22 protein-coding genes and 1 pseudogene are annotated in these 20,757 nt (G+C 58.6%); 6 read left to right on the top strand and 17 right to left on the bottom strand.

Annotated features, from left to right (window positions below; translation table 11 throughout):
* Nucleotides 1–113 precede the first annotated feature (113 nt).
* From flgM to RE418_RS16000, 4 genes are all read left to right on the top strand, one after another.
* Nucleotides 114–425 carry a flagellar biosynthesis anti-sigma factor FlgM gene (flgM, locus tag RE418_RS16015; protein ID WP_004934832.1) on the top strand — a complete coding sequence of 104 codons (312 nt, stop codon included), beginning with the start codon at nucleotides 114–116 and terminating at the stop codon, nucleotides 423–425.
* 40 nt (nucleotides 426–465) lie between these two features.
* Nucleotides 466–900 carry a flagella synthesis protein FlgN gene (locus tag RE418_RS16010; protein WP_025303265.1) on the top strand — a complete coding sequence of 145 codons (435 nt, stop codon included), beginning with the start codon at nucleotides 466–468 and terminating at the stop codon, nucleotides 898–900.
* A 230-nt stretch (nucleotides 901–1,130) separates the two neighbouring features.
* Nucleotides 1,131–1,505 carry a type II toxin-antitoxin system RelE/ParE family toxin gene (locus RE418_RS16005; RefSeq protein WP_025303266.1) on the top strand — a complete coding sequence of 125 codons (375 nt, stop codon included), beginning with the start codon at nucleotides 1,131–1,133 and terminating at the stop codon, nucleotides 1,503–1,505.
* Nucleotides 1,498–1,800: a DNA-binding transcriptional regulator gene (locus RE418_RS16000; RefSeq protein WP_015378258.1), complete on the top strand. Its 303-nt coding sequence runs from the start codon at nucleotides 1,498–1,500 to the stop codon at nucleotides 1,798–1,800. The genes RE418_RS16005 and RE418_RS16000 overlap by 8 nt, the downstream gene beginning before the upstream one ends.
* Nucleotides 1,801–1,802: 2 nt before the next feature.
* Here RE418_RS16000 and RE418_RS15995 read toward each other — a convergent pair whose 3' ends face one another.
* The 17 genes and pseudogenes from RE418_RS15995 to flhD form a co-directional block, all read right to left on the bottom strand.
* A complete protein-coding gene (locus RE418_RS15995; RefSeq protein ID WP_141998323.1) occupies nucleotides 1,803–2,207 on the bottom strand; it encodes a flagellar protein FlhE in 405 nt (134 codons plus the stop codon).
* Nucleotides 2,207–4,285 (bottom strand): flagellar biosynthesis protein FlhA, encoded by a 2,079-nt coding sequence (gene flhA, locus RE418_RS15990; RefSeq protein WP_025303268.1) that lies wholly within the window; start codon nucleotides 4,283–4,285, stop codon nucleotides 2,207–2,209. Before flhA ends, RE418_RS15995 begins: the two co-directional genes overlap by 1 nt.
* Nucleotides 4,278–5,429 (bottom strand): flagellar biosynthesis protein FlhB, encoded by a 1,152-nt coding sequence (gene flhB / locus RE418_RS15985; protein WP_043138644.1) that lies wholly within the window; start codon nucleotides 5,427–5,429, stop codon nucleotides 4,278–4,280. Before flhB ends, flhA begins: the two co-directional genes overlap by 8 nt.
* Nucleotides 5,430–5,555: 126 nt before the next feature.
* Nucleotides 5,556–5,953, bottom strand: a pseudogene (vapC, locus tag RE418_RS15980) (tRNA(fMet)-specific endonuclease VapC).
* Nucleotides 5,953–6,186 carry a type II toxin-antitoxin system VapB family antitoxin gene (vapB, locus tag RE418_RS15975; RefSeq protein WP_089195989.1) on the bottom strand — a complete coding sequence of 78 codons (234 nt, stop codon included), beginning with the start codon at nucleotides 6,184–6,186 and terminating at the stop codon, nucleotides 5,953–5,955. Before vapB ends, vapC begins: the two are co-directional and overlap by 1 nt.
* 125 nt (nucleotides 6,187–6,311) lie before the next feature.
* Entirely contained in the window at nucleotides 6,312–6,956 is a 645-nt protein-coding gene (gene cheZ, locus RE418_RS15970) for a protein phosphatase CheZ (RefSeq protein WP_004934858.1), read from the bottom strand.
* Between the two features lie 10 nt (nucleotides 6,957–6,966).
* The gene (gene cheY, locus RE418_RS15965) at nucleotides 6,967–7,356 is read right to left on the bottom strand and encodes a chemotaxis response regulator CheY (RefSeq protein WP_089195991.1); all 390 of its coding nucleotides are present in this window, start codon (nucleotides 7,354–7,356) and stop codon (nucleotides 6,967–6,969) included.
* Nucleotides 7,357–7,458: 102 nt separating this feature from the next.
* Nucleotides 7,459–8,508, bottom strand: a complete 1,050-nt coding sequence (locus RE418_RS15960; protein ID WP_025303269.1) for a chemotaxis response regulator protein-glutamate methylesterase — start codon at nucleotides 8,506–8,508, stop codon at nucleotides 7,459–7,461.
* Nucleotides 8,508–9,380: a protein-glutamate O-methyltransferase CheR gene (gene cheR, locus RE418_RS15955; RefSeq protein ID WP_399675256.1), complete on the bottom strand. Its 873-nt coding sequence runs from the start codon at nucleotides 9,378–9,380 to the stop codon at nucleotides 8,508–8,510. Before cheR ends, RE418_RS15960 begins: the two co-directional genes overlap by 1 nt.
* Before the next feature lie 37 nt (nucleotides 9,381–9,417).
* The gene (locus tag RE418_RS15950; RefSeq protein WP_038629515.1) at nucleotides 9,418–11,034 is read right to left on the bottom strand and encodes a methyl-accepting chemotaxis protein; all 1,617 of its coding nucleotides are present in this window, start codon (nucleotides 11,032–11,034) and stop codon (nucleotides 9,418–9,420) included.
* Nucleotides 11,035–11,110: 76 nt separating this feature from the next.
* Complete coding sequence (tsr, locus tag RE418_RS15945; protein ID WP_043138649.1) at nucleotides 11,111–12,781, bottom strand: methyl-accepting chemotaxis protein; 1,671 nt, start codon at nucleotides 12,779–12,781, stop codon at nucleotides 11,111–11,113.
* Between the two features lie 196 nt (nucleotides 12,782–12,977).
* Nucleotides 12,978–13,478 (bottom strand): chemotaxis protein CheW, encoded by a 501-nt coding sequence (cheW, locus tag RE418_RS15940; RefSeq protein WP_025303271.1) that lies wholly within the window; start codon nucleotides 13,476–13,478, stop codon nucleotides 12,978–12,980.
* A gap of 32 nt (nucleotides 13,479–13,510) precedes the next feature.
* Nucleotides 13,511–15,532, bottom strand: coding sequence for a chemotaxis protein CheA (gene cheA / locus RE418_RS15935; RefSeq protein WP_043138653.1), 2,022 nt, complete (start codon nucleotides 15,530–15,532; stop codon nucleotides 13,511–13,513).
* Nucleotides 15,529–16,605, bottom strand: coding sequence for a flagellar motor protein MotB (motB, locus tag RE418_RS15930; protein WP_043138656.1), 1,077 nt, complete (start codon nucleotides 16,603–16,605; stop codon nucleotides 15,529–15,531). Before motB ends, cheA begins: the two co-directional genes overlap by 4 nt.
* Complete coding sequence (gene motA / locus RE418_RS15925) at nucleotides 16,602–17,492, bottom strand: flagellar motor stator protein MotA (RefSeq protein ID WP_015378266.1); 891 nt, start codon at nucleotides 17,490–17,492, stop codon at nucleotides 16,602–16,604. The genes motB and motA overlap by 4 nt, the downstream gene beginning before the upstream one ends.
* A 145-nt stretch (nucleotides 17,493–17,637) precedes the next feature.
* On the bottom strand, nucleotides 17,638–18,222 hold the full coding sequence (flhC, locus tag RE418_RS15920) for a flagellar transcriptional regulator FlhC (protein WP_016927281.1): 585 nt from the start codon (nucleotides 18,220–18,222) through the stop codon (nucleotides 17,638–17,640).
* A complete protein-coding gene (gene flhD, locus RE418_RS15915) occupies nucleotides 18,222–18,572 on the bottom strand; it encodes a flagellar transcriptional regulator FlhD (RefSeq protein WP_004934891.1) in 351 nt (116 codons plus the stop codon). The genes flhC and flhD overlap by 1 nt, the downstream gene beginning before the upstream one ends.
* A gap of 1,337 nt (nucleotides 18,573–19,909) precedes the next feature.
* Between flhD and ydgT the strand changes: the two genes are divergently transcribed.
* On the top strand, nucleotides 19,910–20,125 hold the full coding sequence (gene ydgT, locus RE418_RS15910) for a transcription modulator YdgT (protein ID WP_025303274.1): 216 nt from the start codon (nucleotides 19,910–19,912) through the stop codon (nucleotides 20,123–20,125).
* Nucleotides 20,126–20,322: 197 nt separating this feature from the next.
* A complete protein-coding gene (gene uspC, locus RE418_RS15905) occupies nucleotides 20,323–20,742 on the top strand; it encodes a universal stress protein UspC (RefSeq protein WP_025303275.1) in 420 nt (139 codons plus the stop codon).
* Nucleotides 20,743–20,757: the final 15 nt, after the last annotated feature.

Genomic DNA, 20,757 nt, shown 5'->3' with positions numbered 1-20,757 from the left:
CAAACCTTGCCGATAAGACAAATCAAGCAGCATTTTATTGGCCACCAGGGCCGCAAAACTTTCATTGCAGCGTCGTCGCCCCCGAGCGGCCACGGCGTAAACGGAGATGGACCATGAGTATCGATCGCACCCAGCGGTTACAGCCGGTTTCCACTGTGCAACCGCGTGAAACCCCGGCCGACAACCCGCTCCAACCGCGCAAGGCCGCCGTGGCCGAAACCGCCGTCAGCGGCACGCAGGTCAAACTGAGCGAGGCGCAGGCGCGCCTGATGCAACCGGGCACCCAGGATATCGATATGGGCCGGGTCGAGGCCATCAAACAGGCGATCCGCAACGGTGAACTGAAGATGGACGCCGGCAAAATCGCCGACGCACTGCTGCAAGACGCGCAGAGCGATGTTCAATGGATCGCCGGACGCGACTGACAACGCGGCGGCGGGTAGCGATAAAGGATAAGTCATCACTATGGAAAAGCTGGTACAACTGCTGGACAAACTGTTGGAAACACTGCAGGCGCTCAATGGCGTGCTGGAGGAAGAGCACGACTTGCTGTGTTCCGGCCAGTTGCCCGGCGTGGCCTTGCAGCGCGTCACCGATGCCAAAAGCCAACTGCTGGCGACGGTCGCTTACCTCGAGCAACAGCGCCTGGGGCAGGAAAAAACCTGCGGGCAACGCGCGCCCTATGCCAGCCATGCGCCTCTGGCCGATCGCTGGCAACGCGTTCAGTTGCTGAGCCAAACGCTGCGTGAGAAGAACCAGCACAACGGCCTGCTGCTCAATCAGCAGATCGACCACAACGCTCAGGCGCTGGCTATCCTCAGTAAGAACAACAAATCGCTGTATGGCCCGGACGGCCAGTCGCACGCCGGCAGCCTGCTCGGCAGAAAAATCGGCGTCTGACCTGACTCATTTCGCCCGGTGAGCCTATCACCGGGCACGCGTTAGCCGACTTTTGCGCATCCCCTCGCATTTTCACCTCATCACCTCCTGAGTTCCCTTAACGTTATGCGTCAGGCTGCGCAGAACGTGAATTTAGCTGTTTCTTTCCCTTTGGCCACTTGTCACCCTGTGGTGATTTTTAAATCACTTGAAATATACCCTTAACGGGTATAGATTCGCAGGGAGAGCGAATGGCTGATATCTATCTCACCAAAACCTTTCAGGGTTTTGCCGCACGCGAGCGCATTAGCGACGCCACGATAGTGAAAGCGGCGCGAGAAATGCAGCATCAGCGGTACGACGCCAATCTTGGCGGTTGCGTATACAAAAAGCGCATCGCTCGGGCTGGTGCGGGCAAACGTGGCGGCTATCGGGTGCTGATCGTTTTTCGCGATGAAGACCGCCTGTTTTTTATGCGCGGCTTTGCCAAAAGCGAGAGAGAAAACATCAGTGCGGATGAGTTACAGGGATTGAAACATCTGGCTGCGCTGTATCTGGATTATTCGCCATTCAGACTCTACCAGCTGGTCAACAACAGGGAGTTACGGAGGCTAAGCGATGAGTAAAATTCTTGCCGAGATCCACCAGGAAGTTCAGGGCCTGCACCGCGCCGGTTTCGTCGACGACGTGACCATGCGTACCTTCGACATGCTGTGCCTGCGGCCGGTGAAGCAGTTCGGGCCGGCCGAGATCCGCGCGCTGCGCGAACGGGAAAACGTCAGTCAGCCGGTGTTTGCGCTGTATCTCAACGTCAGCAAAAAGGCGGTACAGAAATGGGAGCGCGGCGAAGCGCAACCAAACTCCGCCGCGATGAAGCTGCTGACGCTGGTGGAACGCAACGGCCTGCAAATTCTGGCCTGATCTTACTGATAATTGACGATCACCTGATTGCCAATCACCCGCAGCGGCGGGTTCAACCCGCCTTGCGACTGCACGTAATAGACGAAACGCAATTCCGCATTGGCCGGCTCGCCCTGCAGACCGTTGCTGCTGCCGCTGCCGCCGCCCAGCGGAATGCAGCGGTTCACCGTGCAAAGCTGCGCCTGCAGCCCCACCGGTTCAGGCCCCAGCAAACGGTAGCGCCAGCTGACGCGGGTGATGCGCGCATTGGCATCCGGCAGCGCGTTCGGCGGCCGCAAAGCGGCGGACTCATCGCGCATGCCACCCTGTTCCAACGTCACGCCCGCCCCTTCGGCCACCCAGGAGCCGGACACCGCACCGGCGGTTAACGGCGCCAGCAAACACAACACGAACAGACAGCGTTTCATCAGGCGGCTCCAATGGTCGACGTCATGCGAATCTGGCGATCGTCGTTAATCTCCAGGTTGGACAGCACCACGAGCTGCGGCAGGCTGCGGCGCAGGAAGCGCGCCAGTAAAGGACGCAGCGCATGGTTAACCAACAGCACCGGCGGCGCGCTGAGCATCTCTTGCCGTTGCAGCGCCTGACGCGCCTGTTCCAGCAGGCGATCGGCCAGCCCCGGCTCCAGACCGCCGCCGCCCTGCAACGCCTGCAGCAACAGGCGCTCCAGCTGGGTATCCAAGCCGATAACCTGAATCTCGCCGTTGCCCGGGAACCACTGCTGCGTGATCGCCCGGCCCAGCGCCACCCGCACCACGGTCGTCAGCTCATAAGGATCGCTTTGCGCCGGGGCATGTTCCGCCAGCGTTTCGACGATGGTGCGCATATCGCGGATAGAAACGCGTTCAGCCAACAGGTTTTGCAGCACTTTGTGCAGCGTCGTCAGCGACACCACGCCCGGCACGAAGTCTTCGGTCAGCTTCGGCATCTCTTGTGAAACACGGTCCAGCAGCTGCTGAGTTTCCTGGCGGCCAAACAGCTCGCTAGCGAACTGGCCGATCAGGTGATTAAGGTGCGTCGCCACTACGGTACTGGCTTCCACCACGGTAAAGCCCTGGATCTGCGCCTGCTCGCGCAAGGCGCTGTCGATCCATACCGCCTCGAGCCCAAAGGCGGGATCGACGGTTTTGTCTCCCGCCAGCTCGCCCACGGCATTGCCGGGGTTGATCGCCAGCCAACGGCCCGGCTGCGCTTCACCGCTGCCAATCTCAACGCCTTTCATCAGGATGCGGTAGCTGGCTGGCGGCAGTTCCAGATTGTCGCGGATGTGTACCACCGGCGGCAAATAGCCCATGTCCTGCGCGAATTTCTTGCGGATCCCGCGGATACGCCCCAGCAGCTCGCCGTTCTGTTGAAAATCGACCATCGGAATCAGCCGGTAGCCCACTTCCATCCCCAGCGGATCTTCCAACTGCACGTCGGCCCAGCTGGCCTCGGCGGCCTGCGGATTCTCCGGCATCGCCGGTTCTTCCACCGTTTTCGGTGCCTGTTGTTCACGGCCACGCAGCCACCAGGCCAGGCCCAGCAAAGCGGCGGTAAACAGCAGGAACACCAGGTTCGGCATGCCCGGCACCAGGCCCAACAGCCCCAGTACCCCGGCGCTCAGCAACATCACGCGCGGATTGTTGAACAGCTGGCCCACCATCTGCTCGCCGACGTCCTGATCGGTCGCGACGCGGGTGACGATGACGCCGGCGGCGGTGGAGATCACCAGCGCTGGGATCTGCGCCACCAGGCCGTCACCGATGGTCAGCAGCGTATAGCTTTCCGCCGCCGCCCCCAGCTCCATGCCATGCTGCACGACACCGACCAACAGGCCGCCGACGACGTTCAGCACCATGATCATCAGGCCGGCAATGGCATCGCCACGCACGAATTTACTGGCACCGTCCATCGAGCCGTAGAAATCGGCCTCCTGGGTCACTTCAGCGCGGCGTTTCTTCGCTTCGTCTTCACCGATCAGCCCGGCGTTCAGGTCGGCGTCGATCGCCATCTGTTTACCCGGCATGCCGTCCAGCACGAAGCGCGCGCCCACTTCGGCGATACGCCCTGCACCTTTGGTAATTACCATAAAGTTGATCAGCACCAGGATGATGAACACCACGATGCCGATGGCGAAGTTGCCCCCCACCAGGAAGTGGCCAAAGGCTTCCACCACGCGCCCGGCGGCGGCGGAACCGGTGTGGCCCTCCAGCAAGATGATGCGCGTCGACGCGACGTTGAGCGACAAACGCAGCAATGTGGAGAACAGCAGAATGGTCGGGAAGGCGGCGAATTCGAGCGTGCGCTGGGTGAACATCGCCACCAGCAGCACCATGATCGACAGCGCGATGTTGAAGGTAAACAGCAGGTCGAGGATAAACGCCGGCAACGGCAGCACCATCATCGACAGGATCAGCAGGATCAACACCGGGCCGGCCAACACCTGCCACTGCGTATCTTTAAAATTGCCCGGCAAACGAAGCAGGGAGGCCAAATTAGCCATCAGAGTCACTCTCTCTTGCAAAATCCAGTGCTTCCGGCACCGGTAAACGTTCAGGTTTTTTCGGGATCAGGCCGCCCTCGCGCCGCCAGCGGCGCAGCTGGTACACCCAGGCCAGCACTTCGGCGACGGCGGCATACAGGGTGGCCGGAATATGTTGTCCAATCTCGCTGTGTCGATACAGCGCACGCGCCAGCGGCGGCGCTTCCAGCATCGGGATGCGGTGCTCCGCACCGAGCTCGCGAATGCGCAAGGCGATTTCGCCGGCCCCTTTGGCCAGCACCTTCGGCGCGCTCATTTTCTTGTCGTTGTACTGCAACGCGACGGCGTAGTGCGTCGGGTTGGTGACGATCACGTCCGCTTTGGGCACATCGGCCATCATGCGGCGCCGGGCGATCGCCCGCTGCTGCTGACGAATACGCCCCTTAACGTGCGGGTCCCCTTCCTGGTCTTTGAATTCGTCGCGAATATCCTGCTTGGTCATCTTCAGCTTCTTGAAGTGGCTCCACAGCTGGTAGAACACGTCGAACGCCACCATCGGCGTCAATCCCAACACCACCAGAAAACCGCAGAACAGGATCATCTGCAGCGCATTGCCCAGCGCATCGAGCGGCTGCTGGGTCATCAGATGCAGCATTGCCGCCCAGTTGTGCCACAGATAAAGACCGGTCACCCAGCCGACCAGCGTCGCTTTCAGGATCCCTTTCAGCAGCTCGGCCAGCACCTGGGTGGAAAAGATGCGCTTCAACCCGGACAACGGGTTCAACCGCTTCAAGTCGAATTTAATCGACTTGCCGCTGAACAGAATGCCCCCCAGCAGCATCGGCGCGGCGAGCGCCACCAGTACCAGCCCCGCCATGATCGGCAACAGCGCCAGCACCGCCTGGCGCAGCAGCATGCCGAGTTGGCGCACCATCTGTTTATCGTTGCTGACCATGCCGTGGTCGAAGTTCAACCCCTGCGTGAGCATCGCCGCCAGCTGTTGCGCCATGTTGCTGCCGGACATCAGGATGATCGCGAGGCCCGAGAGCAGCATCAGTACCGAGGTCAGCTCGCGGGAGCGCGGGATCTGGCCGTCTTCACGCGCCTTCTCCAGCCGGTGGGGCGTGGGGGCCTCGCTTTTTTCCAGATCGCTGTCTTCAGCCACGAAACGCCGTTCCTGTGTCGGGAGGGTAAAGAATGGCGGTCAGCATGCCAAAAAATTGGCGATGTCATTGGCGGAACAACGGGGAAAAAGGCGGGTTATTTAGGGGATGAGACCATCAGGGAGACGTTACAACCAATTTTCCAGCCGCAAACCCTCAACGCGCTCAAGTTCGCGTCGATTATTGGTCACCAGGATCAATCCTTCGCTGCGCGCATGCCTGGCGATATGTAGATCGTTTACGCCAATAGGCGTTCCCTGGCGTTCCAGCGCAGCCCGGATATTGCCATAGTGCGATGTCGCTTTGGCGCTGTAATCGAGAATGTCCAATCGGGAGACAAAATCTTCAACGACTCTGGCGTTCACCGCTGGACGAGCGCTTTTCTCCACCCGTGAACCAATTCGCCATAGGTGATCGACGAAATGACCATTTTACCTGCATAGCGATTGAATGCCTCCAGCACTTCCAGCGGCCGGCGCTTGATGACATAGATAACAATGTTGGTGTCCAGCATATGACTGAACATCAAAAATCTTCCCGCTCGCCCTGGTGCTGTCCTGCACGTTCATTGAGGAAATCATCGCTCACCTCATTTGCCGCACAGAAGAAACTGTCCCAAGTATTCTCCAGGGGGGCAAGAATGCGCTCTTTGCCCACTACGCGAACGGTCACTTTAGAAACGGTATCAGGGAAACGCACCTCTGCGGGCAAGCGTACAGCCTGTGTCCGATTATTGGTAAAGACAGAACCTAACGTCATGGCGACCTCCTTAAATTGGAGTACAAATTATAACCGCCATGATGTATATAGTAATGCTATATACATTAATCTTTGCGGGACACCGCGCAACTTTCGGGGCGCGCCGTCGCGCGCCCCGAAAAGCCTCAGAAACCGAGGCTGTCGAGCAGATCGTCGACCTGCGCCTGGTTGGCGATGACGCCGACGCCGTTCTGGTCGAGCTGCGGGCCGTTCAGCAGGCTGTCGTTCGGCCGTTTTTCCTTCACCGGCTGCTCCGGCATGTTTTCCATCAGCACCATCAGCAGCTGCTTTTCGATCTCCTGCACCACATCCATCATGCGCTTGATCACCTGACCGGTCAGATCCTGGAAGTCCTGCGCCATCATGATTTCCAGTAGCTGGGCATTGGTGAAGGCCGTATGGCCCGGCACCTGATCCAGATACTGGCGCGTGTCGTTGACCAGAGAACGCGCATCGTCCAGTTCGATGGGATTGGCGAACCACTCGTCCCAGCGCCCTTTCAACGCGTTGGCGCCGGATTCCAGCTCCGCCTGGCGCGGTTGCGCCGCCTCCACGCAGTTCAACGCCCGTTCCGCCGCCTGCGCCGTCATGGTTACGACATAGTCAAGACGGTCGCGCGCATCCGGGATCGCCTCTGCCGCCTGGGCGATCGCCTGATCGAGCCCCAGTTCGCGCATGCTGTCGCGCAGCATTCGGGTCAGTTGGCCGATGCGGGAGATGATCTCTCCCGCGGTCGCTGCATCGCTGGCAGGCATTGGAATGTCTCTCATCGCCCTCTCCTTACATGCCCAATTTTTCAAAAATCTTGTTGAGCTTTTCTTCCAGCGTCGCCGCCGTAAATGGTTTCACTACATAACCGCTGGCGCCGGCCTGCGCCGCCGCGATGATATTTTCTTTCTTGGCTTCCGCCGTCACCATCAGTACCGGCATCGCGGACAGCGCGCTATCGGCGCGAATGGTCTGTAACAGTTCGAGTCCGTCCATGTTCGGCATGTTCCAATCGGACACCACGAAGTCGAAACCGCCGGCGCGCAGCTTGTTCAGCGCATCCGCGCCATCTTCAGCTTCTTCGACGTTGTTGAAGCCCAGCTCTTTCAGCAGATTTCTGACGATGCGGCGCATGGTGGAAAAGTCGTCCACAACCAGAAATCTGAGGTTTTTGTCTGCCATTGTTACTCCTGAAATAGTTAACTGTTTAATGATGCAAAACCGCAGGCCGCCGCGCGGCGAACCAGGGTCATATCGCCGCCGGGTAAACCCTGCGGACTAAAATCAAATACGCAATGCCTGGCCGCCGGAAATCTGCGCCAACATGCGCTGGCTCATCCTGTCCAACTCGACCACTTCGCTGACGCCGCCGCTGGCGATCGCCTCGCGCGGCATGCCGAACACCACGCAGCTCGCCTCGTTCTGCGCCAGGGTATAGGCCCCGGCGCGGTGCATCTCCAGCATTCCCGCCGCACCGTCGTTCCCCATGCCGGTGAGGATCACCCCCACCGCATTGCGGCCGGCATATTGCGCCACCGAACGGAACAGCACGTCGACAGACGGACGATGACGGTTGACCGCCGGGCCGTCATGCAGCTTCACCTGATAGTTGGCGCCGCTGCGCGCCAGCTCCAGGTGGCGGTCCCCCGGTGCGATGTAGGCATGGCCCGGCAGCACGCGCTCGCCGTCCTCCGCTTCTTTCACCGTGATCTGGCACAGTTTGTTCAGCCGTTCGGCGAACGAACGGGTGAAACCGGGCGGCATGTGCTGGGTGATCAGCAGCGCCGGGCTGGTGGCCGGCAGCGGCTGCAGTACCTGGCGGATCGCTTCGGTACCGCCGGTGGAAGCGCCGATGGCGATCAATTTTTCACTGCTCAGCAGCGGCGCGTGGCTGAGGATCGCCGGCGCCGGGCTGTTGGAACGCTGCGGCAGGCGCGCTCTGGCGGCGGTGCGGATCTTCTCGGCAATCAGTTCGCTGTAGGCCAACATGCCCTCACGGATACCGAGCTGCGGTTTGGTGACGAAATCCACCGCGCCCAGCTCCAGCGCGCGCAGCGTGATCTCAGACCCTTTACCGGTCAGCGAAGAGACCATCACCACCGGCATCGGCCGCAGGCGCATCAGCTTCTCGAGGAAATCCAGCCCGTCCATGCGCGGCATCTCGACGTCCAGCGTCAGCACCTGGGGATTAAATTTTTTGATCAGATCGCGCGCCACCAGCGGATCCGGCGCGGTCGCCACCATTTCCATGTCGGGATGGCCGTTCACGATTTCCGTCATCAGCTGACGCATCAGTGCCGAATCGTCTACGCATAACACTCTGATTTTACTCATTACCTCTCCTTGGTCAGCCCATACACGGTCTGCCCACGCAAGTAGAAATCCCGGCTGATCTGGCTGAAGTTCTCGGAGTGGCCAGCGAACATCAGCCCCCCCGGCTTAAGCAAGGGAACGAAGCGGCGCAGAATGCGCTCCTGCGTCGCCTTATCGAAATAGATCATGACGTTGCGGCAAAAAATGGCGTCGAATTGCCCCGGCAGCGCCCACTCTGGCGCCAGCAGGTTCAACGGCTGGAAGTTCACCCGCGCCGCCAGTTCCGGCCGCACGCGCACCAGCCCCTGATGCGGCCCGGTGCCACGCAGGAAATAGCGCTGCATTTGGGTCGGCGTCAGGGTGCGCAGATCTTCCTGGCGGTAAACGCCCGCTTCCGCTTTTTCCAGCACCTGCGTGTCGATGTCGCTGGCCCAGACCTGGCAACTGCCGGCCCGCTGGCCCAATGCATCGCTCAGCGTGATGGCGATCGAATACGGCTCTTCACCGGTCGAGGCCGCGGTGCTCCAGACGCTGTAGCCGTTCGGCCGCGAGCGCGCATGCTCCGCCAGGATCGGGAAGTGATGCGCCTCGCGGAAAAAGGCCGTCAGGTTGGTGGTCAACGCGTTGATGAACGCCTGCCACTCCGCGCTGTTCGGATCGCTTTCCAGCAGCGCCAAGTAGTCGCCGAAATCGTGCAATCCCAACAGCCGCAGCCGGCGCACCAGGCGGTTGTAAACCATCTCGCGCTTATGCTCCGCCAGCACAATGCCGGCGCGTTGATAAATCAACTGGCTGATACGGCGAAAATGCACGTCCGACAGCGACAGACGCTGCACCATTTGCGTCAACATCGACGCTGTATCCCGGTTAGAAGTTGACGGCGCCTGTTTCATGCCGCTTCACCGGAGAAAAACGTGCTGCTTATGCGGTTTAACAATCTTGGGCTTCCTTTACCACGGGTGAAACTGCGTTGCTGCTGTTACCTGGCGCGACGAAGTTATCGTCCGCCAGACGGAATACCGCGACCGCGTCGGCCAGGGTAATGGCCTGCTCTTCCAGCGCGGTGGCGGCAGAAGCGGACTCTTCCACCAACGCGGCGTTCTGCTGGGTGACCTGATCCATCTGGGTCACCGCCTGCGTCACCTGCTCGATGCCGCGGCTCTGTTCATCCGACGCCGACGCGATCTCGCCCATGATGTCGGTCACGCGGGTCACCGAACGCACAATGTCCTGCATGGTGGCGCCGGAGTTTTCCACCAGCACCGAGCCGTGTTTGACGCGGCTGACCGATTCGTCGATCAGCCCCTTGATCTCTTTCGCCGCCTGCGCGCTGCGGCTCGCCAGGTTGCGCACTTCGCCGGCGACCACGGCGAAACCGCGCCCTTGTTCACCGGCGCGCGCCGCTTCCACCGCCGCATTGAGCGCCAGAATGTTGGTCTGGAAGGCGATGCCGTCAATCACGCTGGTGATGGCGCCGATTTTCTGCGAACTGTTGGCGATATCGTGCATGGTGGTGACCACATCGCCGGCCAGCTCGCCGCCCTTGGCCGCGGTGGCCGAGGCGTCACGTGCCAGCTGAGAGGCCTGCCGCGCATTGTCGGCGTTCTGTTTCACCGTCGCGGTCAGCTGTTCCATGCTGGCGGCGGTCTCTTCCAGCGAAGCGGCCTGCTGCTCGGTGCGGGAAGACAGATCGTTATTGCCTTCGGAGATTTCCTGCAGGCCGATCAGAATCGACTCCGCCCCGTCGCGCACCGCGCCGACGGTGCCGATCAGCGACTGCTGCGTGCGTTGCAGGCTGGCGAACAGCATGCTGATTTCATTGCGGCCGTACACCTGAATCGGCGTCGCCAAATCGCCGGCGGCGATGCGTTCAAAGTGGCTGCGGATTTGGTTCAACGGCTGTACCAACATGGTGCGCAACCACCACATGGCGCTGCCGGTCACCACGATCAGCATCAAGACCGCCCCCGCCAGCATCAGGCCCGCCAGCGTGAAGGAGAACTGGTTGGCGTCCCTGGCTTCGCTGATGTCGCCGTTGACCAACTGCAGGTACTGCACGAAGTCGGCCTCGAACAGGTCCTGGGTTTTCTGCGTCGGCTGATCCATAAACGCCTGCAGCTCGCCCTTTTCCAGGAAACCGATCAGTTCACGCAGCGCGCCGCGCAGCCGCTCGTAGCTGGCCTTGGTGGTGGCCGTCTGCTGGCTTTGCTGTTCACTGCTGCGTTCAACCGCCATGAACTGATTGAAATAGAGATCGGCCTTCTGCAGCGAACTGCGGGCGCTGCTCATCAGTTCGTTCACCTGCTCCTGCGGCAGCTTCAGCGCCGCGCGGGTGCCGGCGCGGTTCAGCGTATTGCGCGCCTGCAACAGCGACACCCAACTCAGGCTGAGCGAATCGCGCTGCTGGCTGCCGAGGGTGATGATGTCGAGGTTGTGGTTATCGGAGCGAAACGCGGAATACGACAGGCCGCTGCTGGCCAACTGCAGAACGCAGAAGGTCATCAACAACAGGAATAAGCTGGTAGAGATACGGATTCGGTTAAACACTGTGAACCTCCTTGCAGCCGGCCGGCGACCGGCCTACGTAGGGAAAAGGGCCCCTGCGAGAGAGGCCCGATACCGGTCAGAACGTTTCCCAGTTATCCTGCAGATCGCTGGCGTTCATTTTCTTATGATTGATTACCGGTGTTACCGTCGCCTTGCTGGTGACAGGCGCTTTAAACTCTTCCTGGCCTTCCTGCCTCAGGCGGAATACCGCCACCGACTGGGTCAGCATGCTGGCCTGTTCTTCCAGCGCCGCCGCCGCCGAGGCGGATTCTTCCACCAACGAGGCGTTCTGCTGGGTGACGCGGTCCATTTCCGCTACCGCCTGGCCAACCTGATCGATACCGCGGCTCTGCTCGTCCGACGCCGAGGCGATTTCGCCCATGATGTCGGTCACGCGGGTGACGGCATTGACGATGTCGCCCATGGTTTCACCGGCGCTTTCGACCAGCACAGAGCCCATATCGACGCGGCTGACCGAATCTTCGATCAGGCCTTTGATCTCTTTCGCCGCCTGCGCGCTGCGCTGCGCCAGGTTACGCACTTCGCCGGCCACCACCGCGAAGCCGCGGCCCTGCTCGCCGGCACGCGCCGCTTCCACCGCGGCGTTCAACGCCAGGATGTTGGTCTGGAAGGCGATACCGTCGATCACGCCGGTGATATCGGCAATTTTCTGCGAGCTGCCGGCGATGTCATGCATGGTCTGCACCACGTTGGCCACAACCTTGCCGCCTTTCTGTGCGGTTTCGGAGGCGCTCAACGCCAGCTGTGAAGCCTGACGGGCGTTTTCGGCGTTCTGTTTCACCGTCGCGGTCAGCTGTTCCATGCTGGCGGCGGTCTCTTCCAGCGACGCGGCCTGCTGCTCGGTGCGGGAGGAGAGATCGTTGTTGCCCGCAGCGATTTCTGACGCGCCGCTGTAGATGGCATCCGCGCCCTGACGTACGCCGCTGACGGTTTCAATCAGTTCGCCTTGCATGTGTTTCAGGCTGGCCGCCAGCACGCCCATTTCGTTGCGGCTGTTGACGACGATCTGCTGAGTCAGGTCGCCGGCGGCGATCTGTTTGATGTGATCGATCATGCGGTTCAGCGGGCGCACCAGGATGTGATGGATACCGGTCCAGACCAGCACGATCACCGCCAGCACCACCACCAGGATCACGATCAGCGTCCAGATGGCCGAGTTATAGGAGCTGTTGCTGCCGTCGACTGCGATCTGGTACAGCTTGCCGTTTTGCTCCAGGTAAACGTTGTAGCTCTGCTCAAAGTTGTCCTGGTAGCTCTGCGTAGGCTGATCGAAGAACGCGTTGATTTTGCCTTCGCCCAACAGTTGGATCAGCTCGGAGAGCGCGCCGTACAGCACATCGTACTGATGCTTGAGGCGCTCCGCCGCCTGAGGATCCTGGCGCGGATCCTGAGGGATTTTCTCGTACGCGGCGTAGTGTCTTTCCGCTTCGCCCAGCTCTTCTTTCGCCTTGGCCAGCAGTTCATCAATGGTGGCGCCGCTGCCGATCTTGTTGGTATCCATCATGTAGCGAATACCGGCACGGTTCAGGGAGTTGCGCGCCTGCAGCAGGTCAACGCGGCTTTCACTCAGCTGCAGCTGCTGCTGGCGGATAGTTTGCAGGACGGTAAAGTTTTCCTTATCGCTTTTCAGCGAGGAGAAAAAGAGTCCGCCCGAAATCAACTGCAAGGCGCCAAACAGCACCAACACCAGCAACAGGCTGGTGACCACCTTCATACGATTTAACATGATTTCCCTTGTTGAAGCCCGCGCAGACAGGCTCTGATGACGTTGAATGAGAGAGTTATCGGCGCCGCGCGGCAAAACTTTATGCGGGAAAGTAACTATTTTTAGTAAGGGTTCCGGGCGCGGCTGACGGCATCGCGACAGGTCAGGAAGAGTGATGGGTCAAGGGGGCAGCGCCCTGCCCCCCTGGAGTCTTGAATCAGACGCTTTTCGCTACGCTGTCGACCAGCGACATCTCTTCGCTGCTCAGCAGCTTTTCGATATCCACCAGGATCAACATGCGCTCGCCCAGCGAACCGAGGCCGGTCAGGTATTCAGTCGCCAGCGTCACCGCGAACTCCGGCGCCGGACGGATCTGCTCGGCGGTCAATGACAGCACGTCGGAGACGCCGTCGACCACGATGCCCACCACGCGCTGGCCAAAGTTCAGTACGATCACCACGGTGTTCTCATCGTAAGACACGCTTTGCTGCGAGAATTTCACCCGCAGATCGATGATCGGGACGATCACGCCGCGCAGGTTAGTGACCCCCTTGATGAACGCCGGGGTGTTGGCGATGCGGGTCACCTGATCGTAGCCGCGAATTTCCTGCACCTTGAGGATATCGATGCCGTACTCCTCGTTGCCCAGGGTGAAAATCAGAAACTCTTGCCCTACCGTTTCGCCAGCCAATTTGCTGACGGCTGCCAATCCTGCCATATCATTCACCTTTTAAATCAATAAACTCATTATTATGCGGCGGCGTCCGTCAGACGCTTTTCACGGTTCAAGGTTTGCAACGCCGAGACATCGACGATCAAGGCCACGCTGCCGTCGCCCAAAATGGTCGCGGCGGAGATGCCCGGCACTTTGCGGTAGTTGCTTTCCAGATTCTTCACCACCACCTGATGCTGGCCGATCAGCTGATCCACCAGCAGCGCATAGCGGCGGCCGGCACTTTGCAGGATGACGACGATGCCCTGCGTAGCGTCGGTTTTGGCGCCTTCCACTTCAAATACCCGATACAGTTCTACCAGCGGCAGGTATTCGCCGCGCACCTGCAGCACGCGTTCGCCGCCGGCCAACGGATGAAGATCTTCCGCCTGCGGCTGCAGCGATTCCATCACCGCGTTCAGCGGCAGAATGAAGACTTCGTCGTTCACCTTGACCGACATGCCGTCAAGGATCGCCAGCGTCAACGGCAGCAGGATGCGGATGGTGGTGCCTTTACCGGCCTGTGAACGGATCTCGACGTGGCCGCCCATCTCCTGAATATTCCGTTTCACCACGTCCATGCCGACGCCACGGCCGGAAACGTCGGTCACCTGCTCGGCGGTAGAGAAGCCCGGAGCAAAGATCAGCATGCCGACCTCTTCGTCGCTCATGCTGTCGCTGACCGCCAGCCCTTGCGACGCGGCCTTGGCGAGAATTTTTTCGCGGTTCAGGCCGGCGCCATCGTCGATGACCTCAATACAGATGTTGCCACCCTGATGTTCGGCCGACAGCACCAGATTGCCCACCGCCGATTTACCGGCGGCGATGCGGGTGGCCGGTTCTTCGATACCGTGATCGAGGCTGTTGCGCACCAGGTGCGTCAACGGATCGATAATCCGTTCGATCAGGCTCTTGTCCAGTTCGGTGGAGCTGCCCTGCAGCGTCAGTTCCACCTGCTTGTTCAGCTTGCCGGCCAAATCGCGCACCAGGCGCGGGTAGCGGCTGAAGACATATTCCATCGGCATCATGCGGATCGACATGACCGACTCTTGAAGATCGCGCGCGTTACGCTCCAGCTGGCTCATGCTGTTCAGCAGATCGCCGTGGTTCACCGGATCCAGCGTGCCGGAGCGTTGCGCCAGCATCGACTGGGTGATCACCAGTTCGCCCACCAGGTTGATCAGCTGATCCACTTTTTCCACCGCCACGCGAATGCTGGTGGATTCGCTCGCCTTGGCGCGCGCTTTTGGCGCTTCCGCCGCTGCGGCCGCCGGTTTGGCGGCAGGCGGCACGGCGCTGGCGACCGGCGCTGGCGCAGGTTCCGGCACGGCGACCGCTTCCGGTAAGCTCGCCTCCGCGACGGCCGGCACGCTTTGCGTCGGCGTCGAGAAGCTGATTTGTTCCGGTTCCAGCACGAAGCACAGCACGGCGCTGATGTCGTCTTCGCTGGCGGAGGTGAGCAACGTCACGTCCAGACTGTGTTCCGTCTGATGCGGGTCTTTAACCTCGCCGAGGTTGCCCAGCTCTTCCAACATCAAGGGGATTTCACTGGCTTTTAGCCCGTTCAGGCTGATGCGCATGCCGCCTTCGATCGCCGCCGGCGCGGCTGCGTGCTGAACAACGGGCTGCTGAACGGCCGGTTGAACCGCGGGCGCCTCCTGCTGCTGTTGCGCTTCCAACGCCAGCTGGCGCAGCGCCTGGCAAATGTATTCAAAGCTTTCGGCGTCAGGCTGTTGCGAGGTTTTATAGGCGTCCAGTTGCTCCTGCATAATGTCTTTGGTTTCCAGAAACAGGTTGATAATCTCGGTGCTCAGGCTCATTTCCTGGCGTCTTGCACCGTCCAGCAGGTTCTCCAGCAGGTGGGTAGTTTCCTGCAGCACCGAAAAGCCAAAGGTCGCCGCACCGCCCTTGATCGAGTGTGCCGCGCGGAAGATGGCGTTCAACGGCTCGATATCGGGGGCCAGCGGATCCAGCTCCAGCAGGTGTTGCTCCATGTCGGCCAGCAACTCGTCCGCCTCATCAAAGAAGGTCTGATAAAAATCGCTAATGTCCATGCTCACGGGGTCACCTCTGGCTGTGAGTCGCGGTTAGTCGGTGCGGGCGCAGCCGCCGATTGTTCCGGCGTTTGGCCGGCCGGGGCTATCGCCGGGGATGTCTGCGATTGGGCGGCAGGGTCCATCGCCGGCGGCGTCGCTTGATCGGTCGGCGTTACCGCCTGGGGTTCCGGCGTTTGGCTGGCCGGCGCAGTCGCCGACGGCGCCAGCTGCTTCAGGCTATCCGGCTGGGCGATATCCATCGCGTTGCTTTCGGCATTTTCGTGTTCGATGCCCTCTTGCGTTTGCTTGTTCAGCACCAGCACGGTGATACGACGGTTGATCGCATCATCGGCGCCGTGCTGTTTAAGGCTCATGGTGGCCGCCATGCCCACCACCCGCAGCACCTTGCCTTCCGCCAGGCCGCCGGCAATCAGCTCGCGTCGGGAGGCGTTGGCGCGATCGGCCGACAGTTCCCAGTTGCTGTAGCCGCGCTCGCCGGTGGCGTAAGGGATATCATCGGTGTGGCCGGACAGGCTGATCTTGTTCGGCAGGTCGTTGAGGATCGGCGCTATCGCCCGCAGAATATCGCGCATATAACTCTCGACCTGCGCGCTGCCGGTTTTGAACATCGGCCGGTTCTGGCTATCGATAATCTGAATGCGCAGCCCCTCATCCATCATGTTGATCAACAGATGCGGACGCAGCGCCTTCAGGCGCGGATCGGACTCAATCAACTCATCCAGCTTTTCGCGCAGCTTGTTCAGGCGCAGCTCTTCGGCGCGCGAGTCCGGCGAGTCGACCTGCTTTCTCACCAGGCCATGCTGTTGCGTAGGATCGTCGCCGCCGCCCGGGATTGGGCTGCTTTCGGAACTGCTCTTGTCGCCGCTGGTCAGGGCAACCTTGAGCGGCGTGCGGAAATATTCGGCGATTTGCGTCAGCTCCTGCGGGCTGGCGATCGCCAGCAGCCACATCACCAGGAAGAACGCCATCATCGCCGTCATAAAGTCGGCATAAGCGATCTTCCAGGAGCCGCCGTGATGGGCGGCATGATGCGACTTGCGCTTTCTGACCAGAACGACCGGATGATTCTGTTTCATGCTTCTTCTTCTTCCGTCGCCTGCTGCGCCGGCGCTTTCACGCGGCGCACGTGTTCTTCCAGCTCAACGAAAGAAGGACGTTCGGTGGTATACAGCGTTTTGCGGCCAAACTCGACCGCGATCTGCGGTGCGTATCCGTTCAGGCTCGACAGCAGCGTGACCTTGATGCACTGCATCATCTTGACGTTTTCGGCGCTCTTCTGGCGCAGCAACGTGGCCAGCGGCGAGATGAAGCCGTAGGCCAACAGAATACCGAGGAAAGTGCCGACCATGGCGTTAGCGATGAGCGCGCCCAGTTCCGCGGCCGGCCGATCGGCCGAAGCCAGGGCGTGTACCACCCCCATCACCGCCGCGACGATACCGAACGCAGGCAAGGAGTCACCCACCATCGCCAAACTGCCGGCGGGCACTTCGCTTTCCTGCTCGTAGGTTTCGATCTCTTCGTCCATCAGCGCTTCGATCTCGAACGCATTCATATTGCCGCTCACCATCAGCCGTAAATAGTCGGTAATGAACTCCACCAGGGTGTTATCGGCAAGGATGCGCGGATAATTAGAGAAAATTTCACTTTCTTGCGGATTATCGATGTCGAACTCGAGCGACAGCATGCCTTGCTGACGCGATTTGGCCAGCAGGCGGAACAATAGCGCCATCAGATCCATGTACAGATCTTTGTTGTATTTGGAACGGCGCATCAGCCGCGGCAGCGCGCGCAGCGTGGCCTTGATCGCCTTGCCGTTGTTGCCGACGATGAAAGCGCCGACACCCGCCCCGCCGATAATCAGAAACTCCGCCGGTTGGTATAACGCACCGAGATGACCGCCCACGATCAGGTAGCCGCCAAACACCGCACCCAATACCACGAGATAACCCAAAATAACTAGCACACGCATTCCTTAAATTAACAATGTGGATGGAAGGTGGGGCAAACGCGCCCTGGCGCGACAGACCAGGCTGCGTGTCTGGGGGCGGCATGCCGCCCCTGCGTATCACACGTCGGTATTCATTGCCGAGAGCCGGCAACGTGGCGGCTCAAATGGCGCGTTTGACCTGCTCGTCCAGCAGTTGAGGAATAATATCGGCCAGTTGCGGCGAAAGTTTACGTCTTTTTACGGCGCGGGATGGAGGTTGGCATAAACTGCAGATGAAACCATTCAGCGGCTGATGCGCATGAGTGATAAATGCGCCGCCGCAGCAGCTGCAGGCGGAGAGCTGCAACATGCCGCTATCGACGAAACGCACCAGCGTCCAGGCACGGGTCAGCGCCAGCAGCGGCGCCTCGCCGGCCTGCTGCGGGCACTGTTCCAGGTAGAGGCGATAGGCTTTGATCACCGCCTCCACTCCGCTGCACTGCCCGCTTTTCATCAGAAACAGGTAGGCGTTGTAAAACATCGACGAGTGAATATTTTGTTCCCAGGTCATAAACCAGTCGGTTGAGAACGGTAACATTCCTTTTGGCGGCGGGCTGCCGCGTAACTCCTTGTAAAGTTTAATCAAGCGCCCACGGCTGAGCTGAGTTTCACTCTCCAGCATCTGCAGTCGGGCTCCCAGCGAAATCAGCTCCATAGCGAGCTGAATGTCCTTGGCTTCTTGAACGATACTTTTCTCAACCATCATCAGGCTCTTTTCTTCGTCGGGCTAGCGTCTTTACTCGATAGCTCTTGCAGTAAATGGCTTGATAGCAAAATGCCGGTATGGATTTGTTGCAGATCGTCGACGCGCGACTCTTTGGTCAGGCGTTCGATGGTCTGGCTTTCGTTAAAGCGGAAGTGGCAAACCAGCTGGTTGGTCTCGGCCAGTTTGACCATTTGCGGCAAAGTCAGCTGCGCCAGCGCATCGGCCATGGTTTCATCAATACCCAGGCGGAACATCGCGGACGCTTTTTCATCGTTGATCAAACGCTGTGCTAAAAGTAAATATGACAAATTGATGTCATAAATATGCTTAAGTAATTCAGACGTACCCATATTCCCCATCCCGACAGACTATGTTTAAAAACATACGCTGGGTGATAAATTTTATCGCCCGTGACTTGGGTTGTTTCCCAAAGTTGGCAAATTAATCTCTCAAAAACGACTGCTATAATTTTCTACAATCGCTAAATTCGACCACTGTTCAGTATTTGCTACGAGCGTAAACCTACGTGTATGGATGTACAGCATTCTGCTTCGATAGTGTTTAGTCACCATGAAACTATTTTTACAAATTTAATAAGATTATTCCTAAAGCAGCGCAACTCTACCCCCGAACCATTAGCACACACAATGTAAGTGAGAGGCAATTTTAAATACAATGTGACATAGATCACAAAAATAAAAAATAATTAAGCCAAATACCCCCAAATACGCTCACTTATTGACCGCCATTTTGTACACAAAACAACCATAGGTAAAAAAACGTCTTAAAAACAATGTTTATCCGCCAAAAAATTATCTTTTTTAGATCAATTCGAACAAAAGCATCACCAAACCAAAATAACAGAACAAAAATCTGTATATAGGCAACAAACTCAGTATAAATAACCATTTGAGTTACTAAAAAATATCCAAGCTGAAAAATAACCAGTGTAAACTATAAGGTTATTAGCTATCGGATTTGACTTAAGCCCCCAGCCTGAGGCTGTTTTAATTTTCAACATCAGGTGATTATGGCTTATCAATGATTCGCGGGCGTAGTGAACAAGCTCACAGACGTAACGATATGTTTCCGTATTAGCACGATGCAAGAATACTTTTTTTGCGTTAAATTCCGCCAAAACGATATATCGGCAGCACGCCATAAAACTTTAATGCTTTTTATTTCTTTTTTGTCGTCGTGATAATTTCCCCTCATCCCCAGATGATTATTTACATGGCTTACGATTTCATCCCCTTATGGTCATAAAATAAAACGCAGTTTTGTTTTACTCTTCATATTTCTCCATCGAGAAAAACGGCGTTTTAACGTCAGCGGCGGCGAAAAACACCACCCAATGCCGCGGCCGGGTGAAAAAATCACTGCAGAATGAGGCCTGGCACGGCGGCGCGTGCTTGTGCACAGCAGCGACGACGACGCGTCTGCCGTCAGCCGCCCTGAGACTTTCCCTATTTCTCCATTTATCAGCAGGATGAGATTGCTGACGGCGCACGGGCATATTATGATTTATCAAAGCGCCGCTACGGGCGGCGTGACATCATTACCCAGTGCAATTTATCTACTTGAAATGATTTTTGTCAGGTCGTACATCGCTACCTCGACGGCGTCGCCGTGAGCCGCCGATGTGTTATTCACCCGGCTTTAACTATTAACAGGCTATATTTTAATCATGACCGATACGCTCGAATATCTGCTGACATTCCGTAAATGCTCCTCTTTGGACAGCCTGGAGAAGGTGTACGACAAACTGAACTACTCCATTGAAAATGATACAGAAATGAGCAATATGTACCGCGCTGCCGACCACCGTCGCGCTGAGCTGGTTGCCGGTAAACTGTTCGATCTGGGCAAGGTGCCGAAAACGCTGTGGACGCAGGTGCTTTAATTCAGTGAAATTACGTGCGGCAACGGTTTTATCTTTTATTGCTATATAACCGGTGCAAATTCAGCTTTTATTGCCGCGCGTGATGCGAAACACATTTATTCCACCCGCCAGGTTCTACCCTTTATCCGACGCAAGACTTCCACCAAGGCCACCGATGCGGCAGCCTGAAACACGATGGATACAACAAGGAGTAGGATATGGGGTATCAAAACGTTCTGGTCACCGTTGCCGTTGCCCCTGACAGCCACCGTCTGGTGGAAAAGGCCGTCTCCATCGTCCGCCCTTACAGCGGCAGCATCACCTTGCTGAGCACGCTCGCCAACCCGGAAATGTACAATAATTTCGCCGGGCCAATGCTGGGCGATTTACGCACGTTGATGGAGGAGGAAACCCGGCTGTTTATGGAGGAACTGCGTCAACGCGCCGGTTACCCGATCGCCGATACGTTGATCGTGCACGGCGAGCTGGGTGATAGCCTGGAATACGCCAGCCGCCGTCAGCCGTTCGACCTGCTGCTCTGCGGCAACCATCGCGACGGCATGATGAATAAGGTCTCCTGTTCCGCCGCCCGCTTTATCAATATCAGCCATATCGACGTGCTGATCGTTCCGCTCTAAGGCTAAGCACATTCG

It is taken from the genome of Serratia sp. szju (assembly GCF_044594185.1).
Taxonomy (GTDB): domain Bacteria; phylum Pseudomonadota; class Gammaproteobacteria; order Enterobacterales; family Enterobacteriaceae; genus Serratia; species Serratia bockelmannii.
This window is presented reverse-complemented; position numbering and strand designations above follow the sequence as displayed.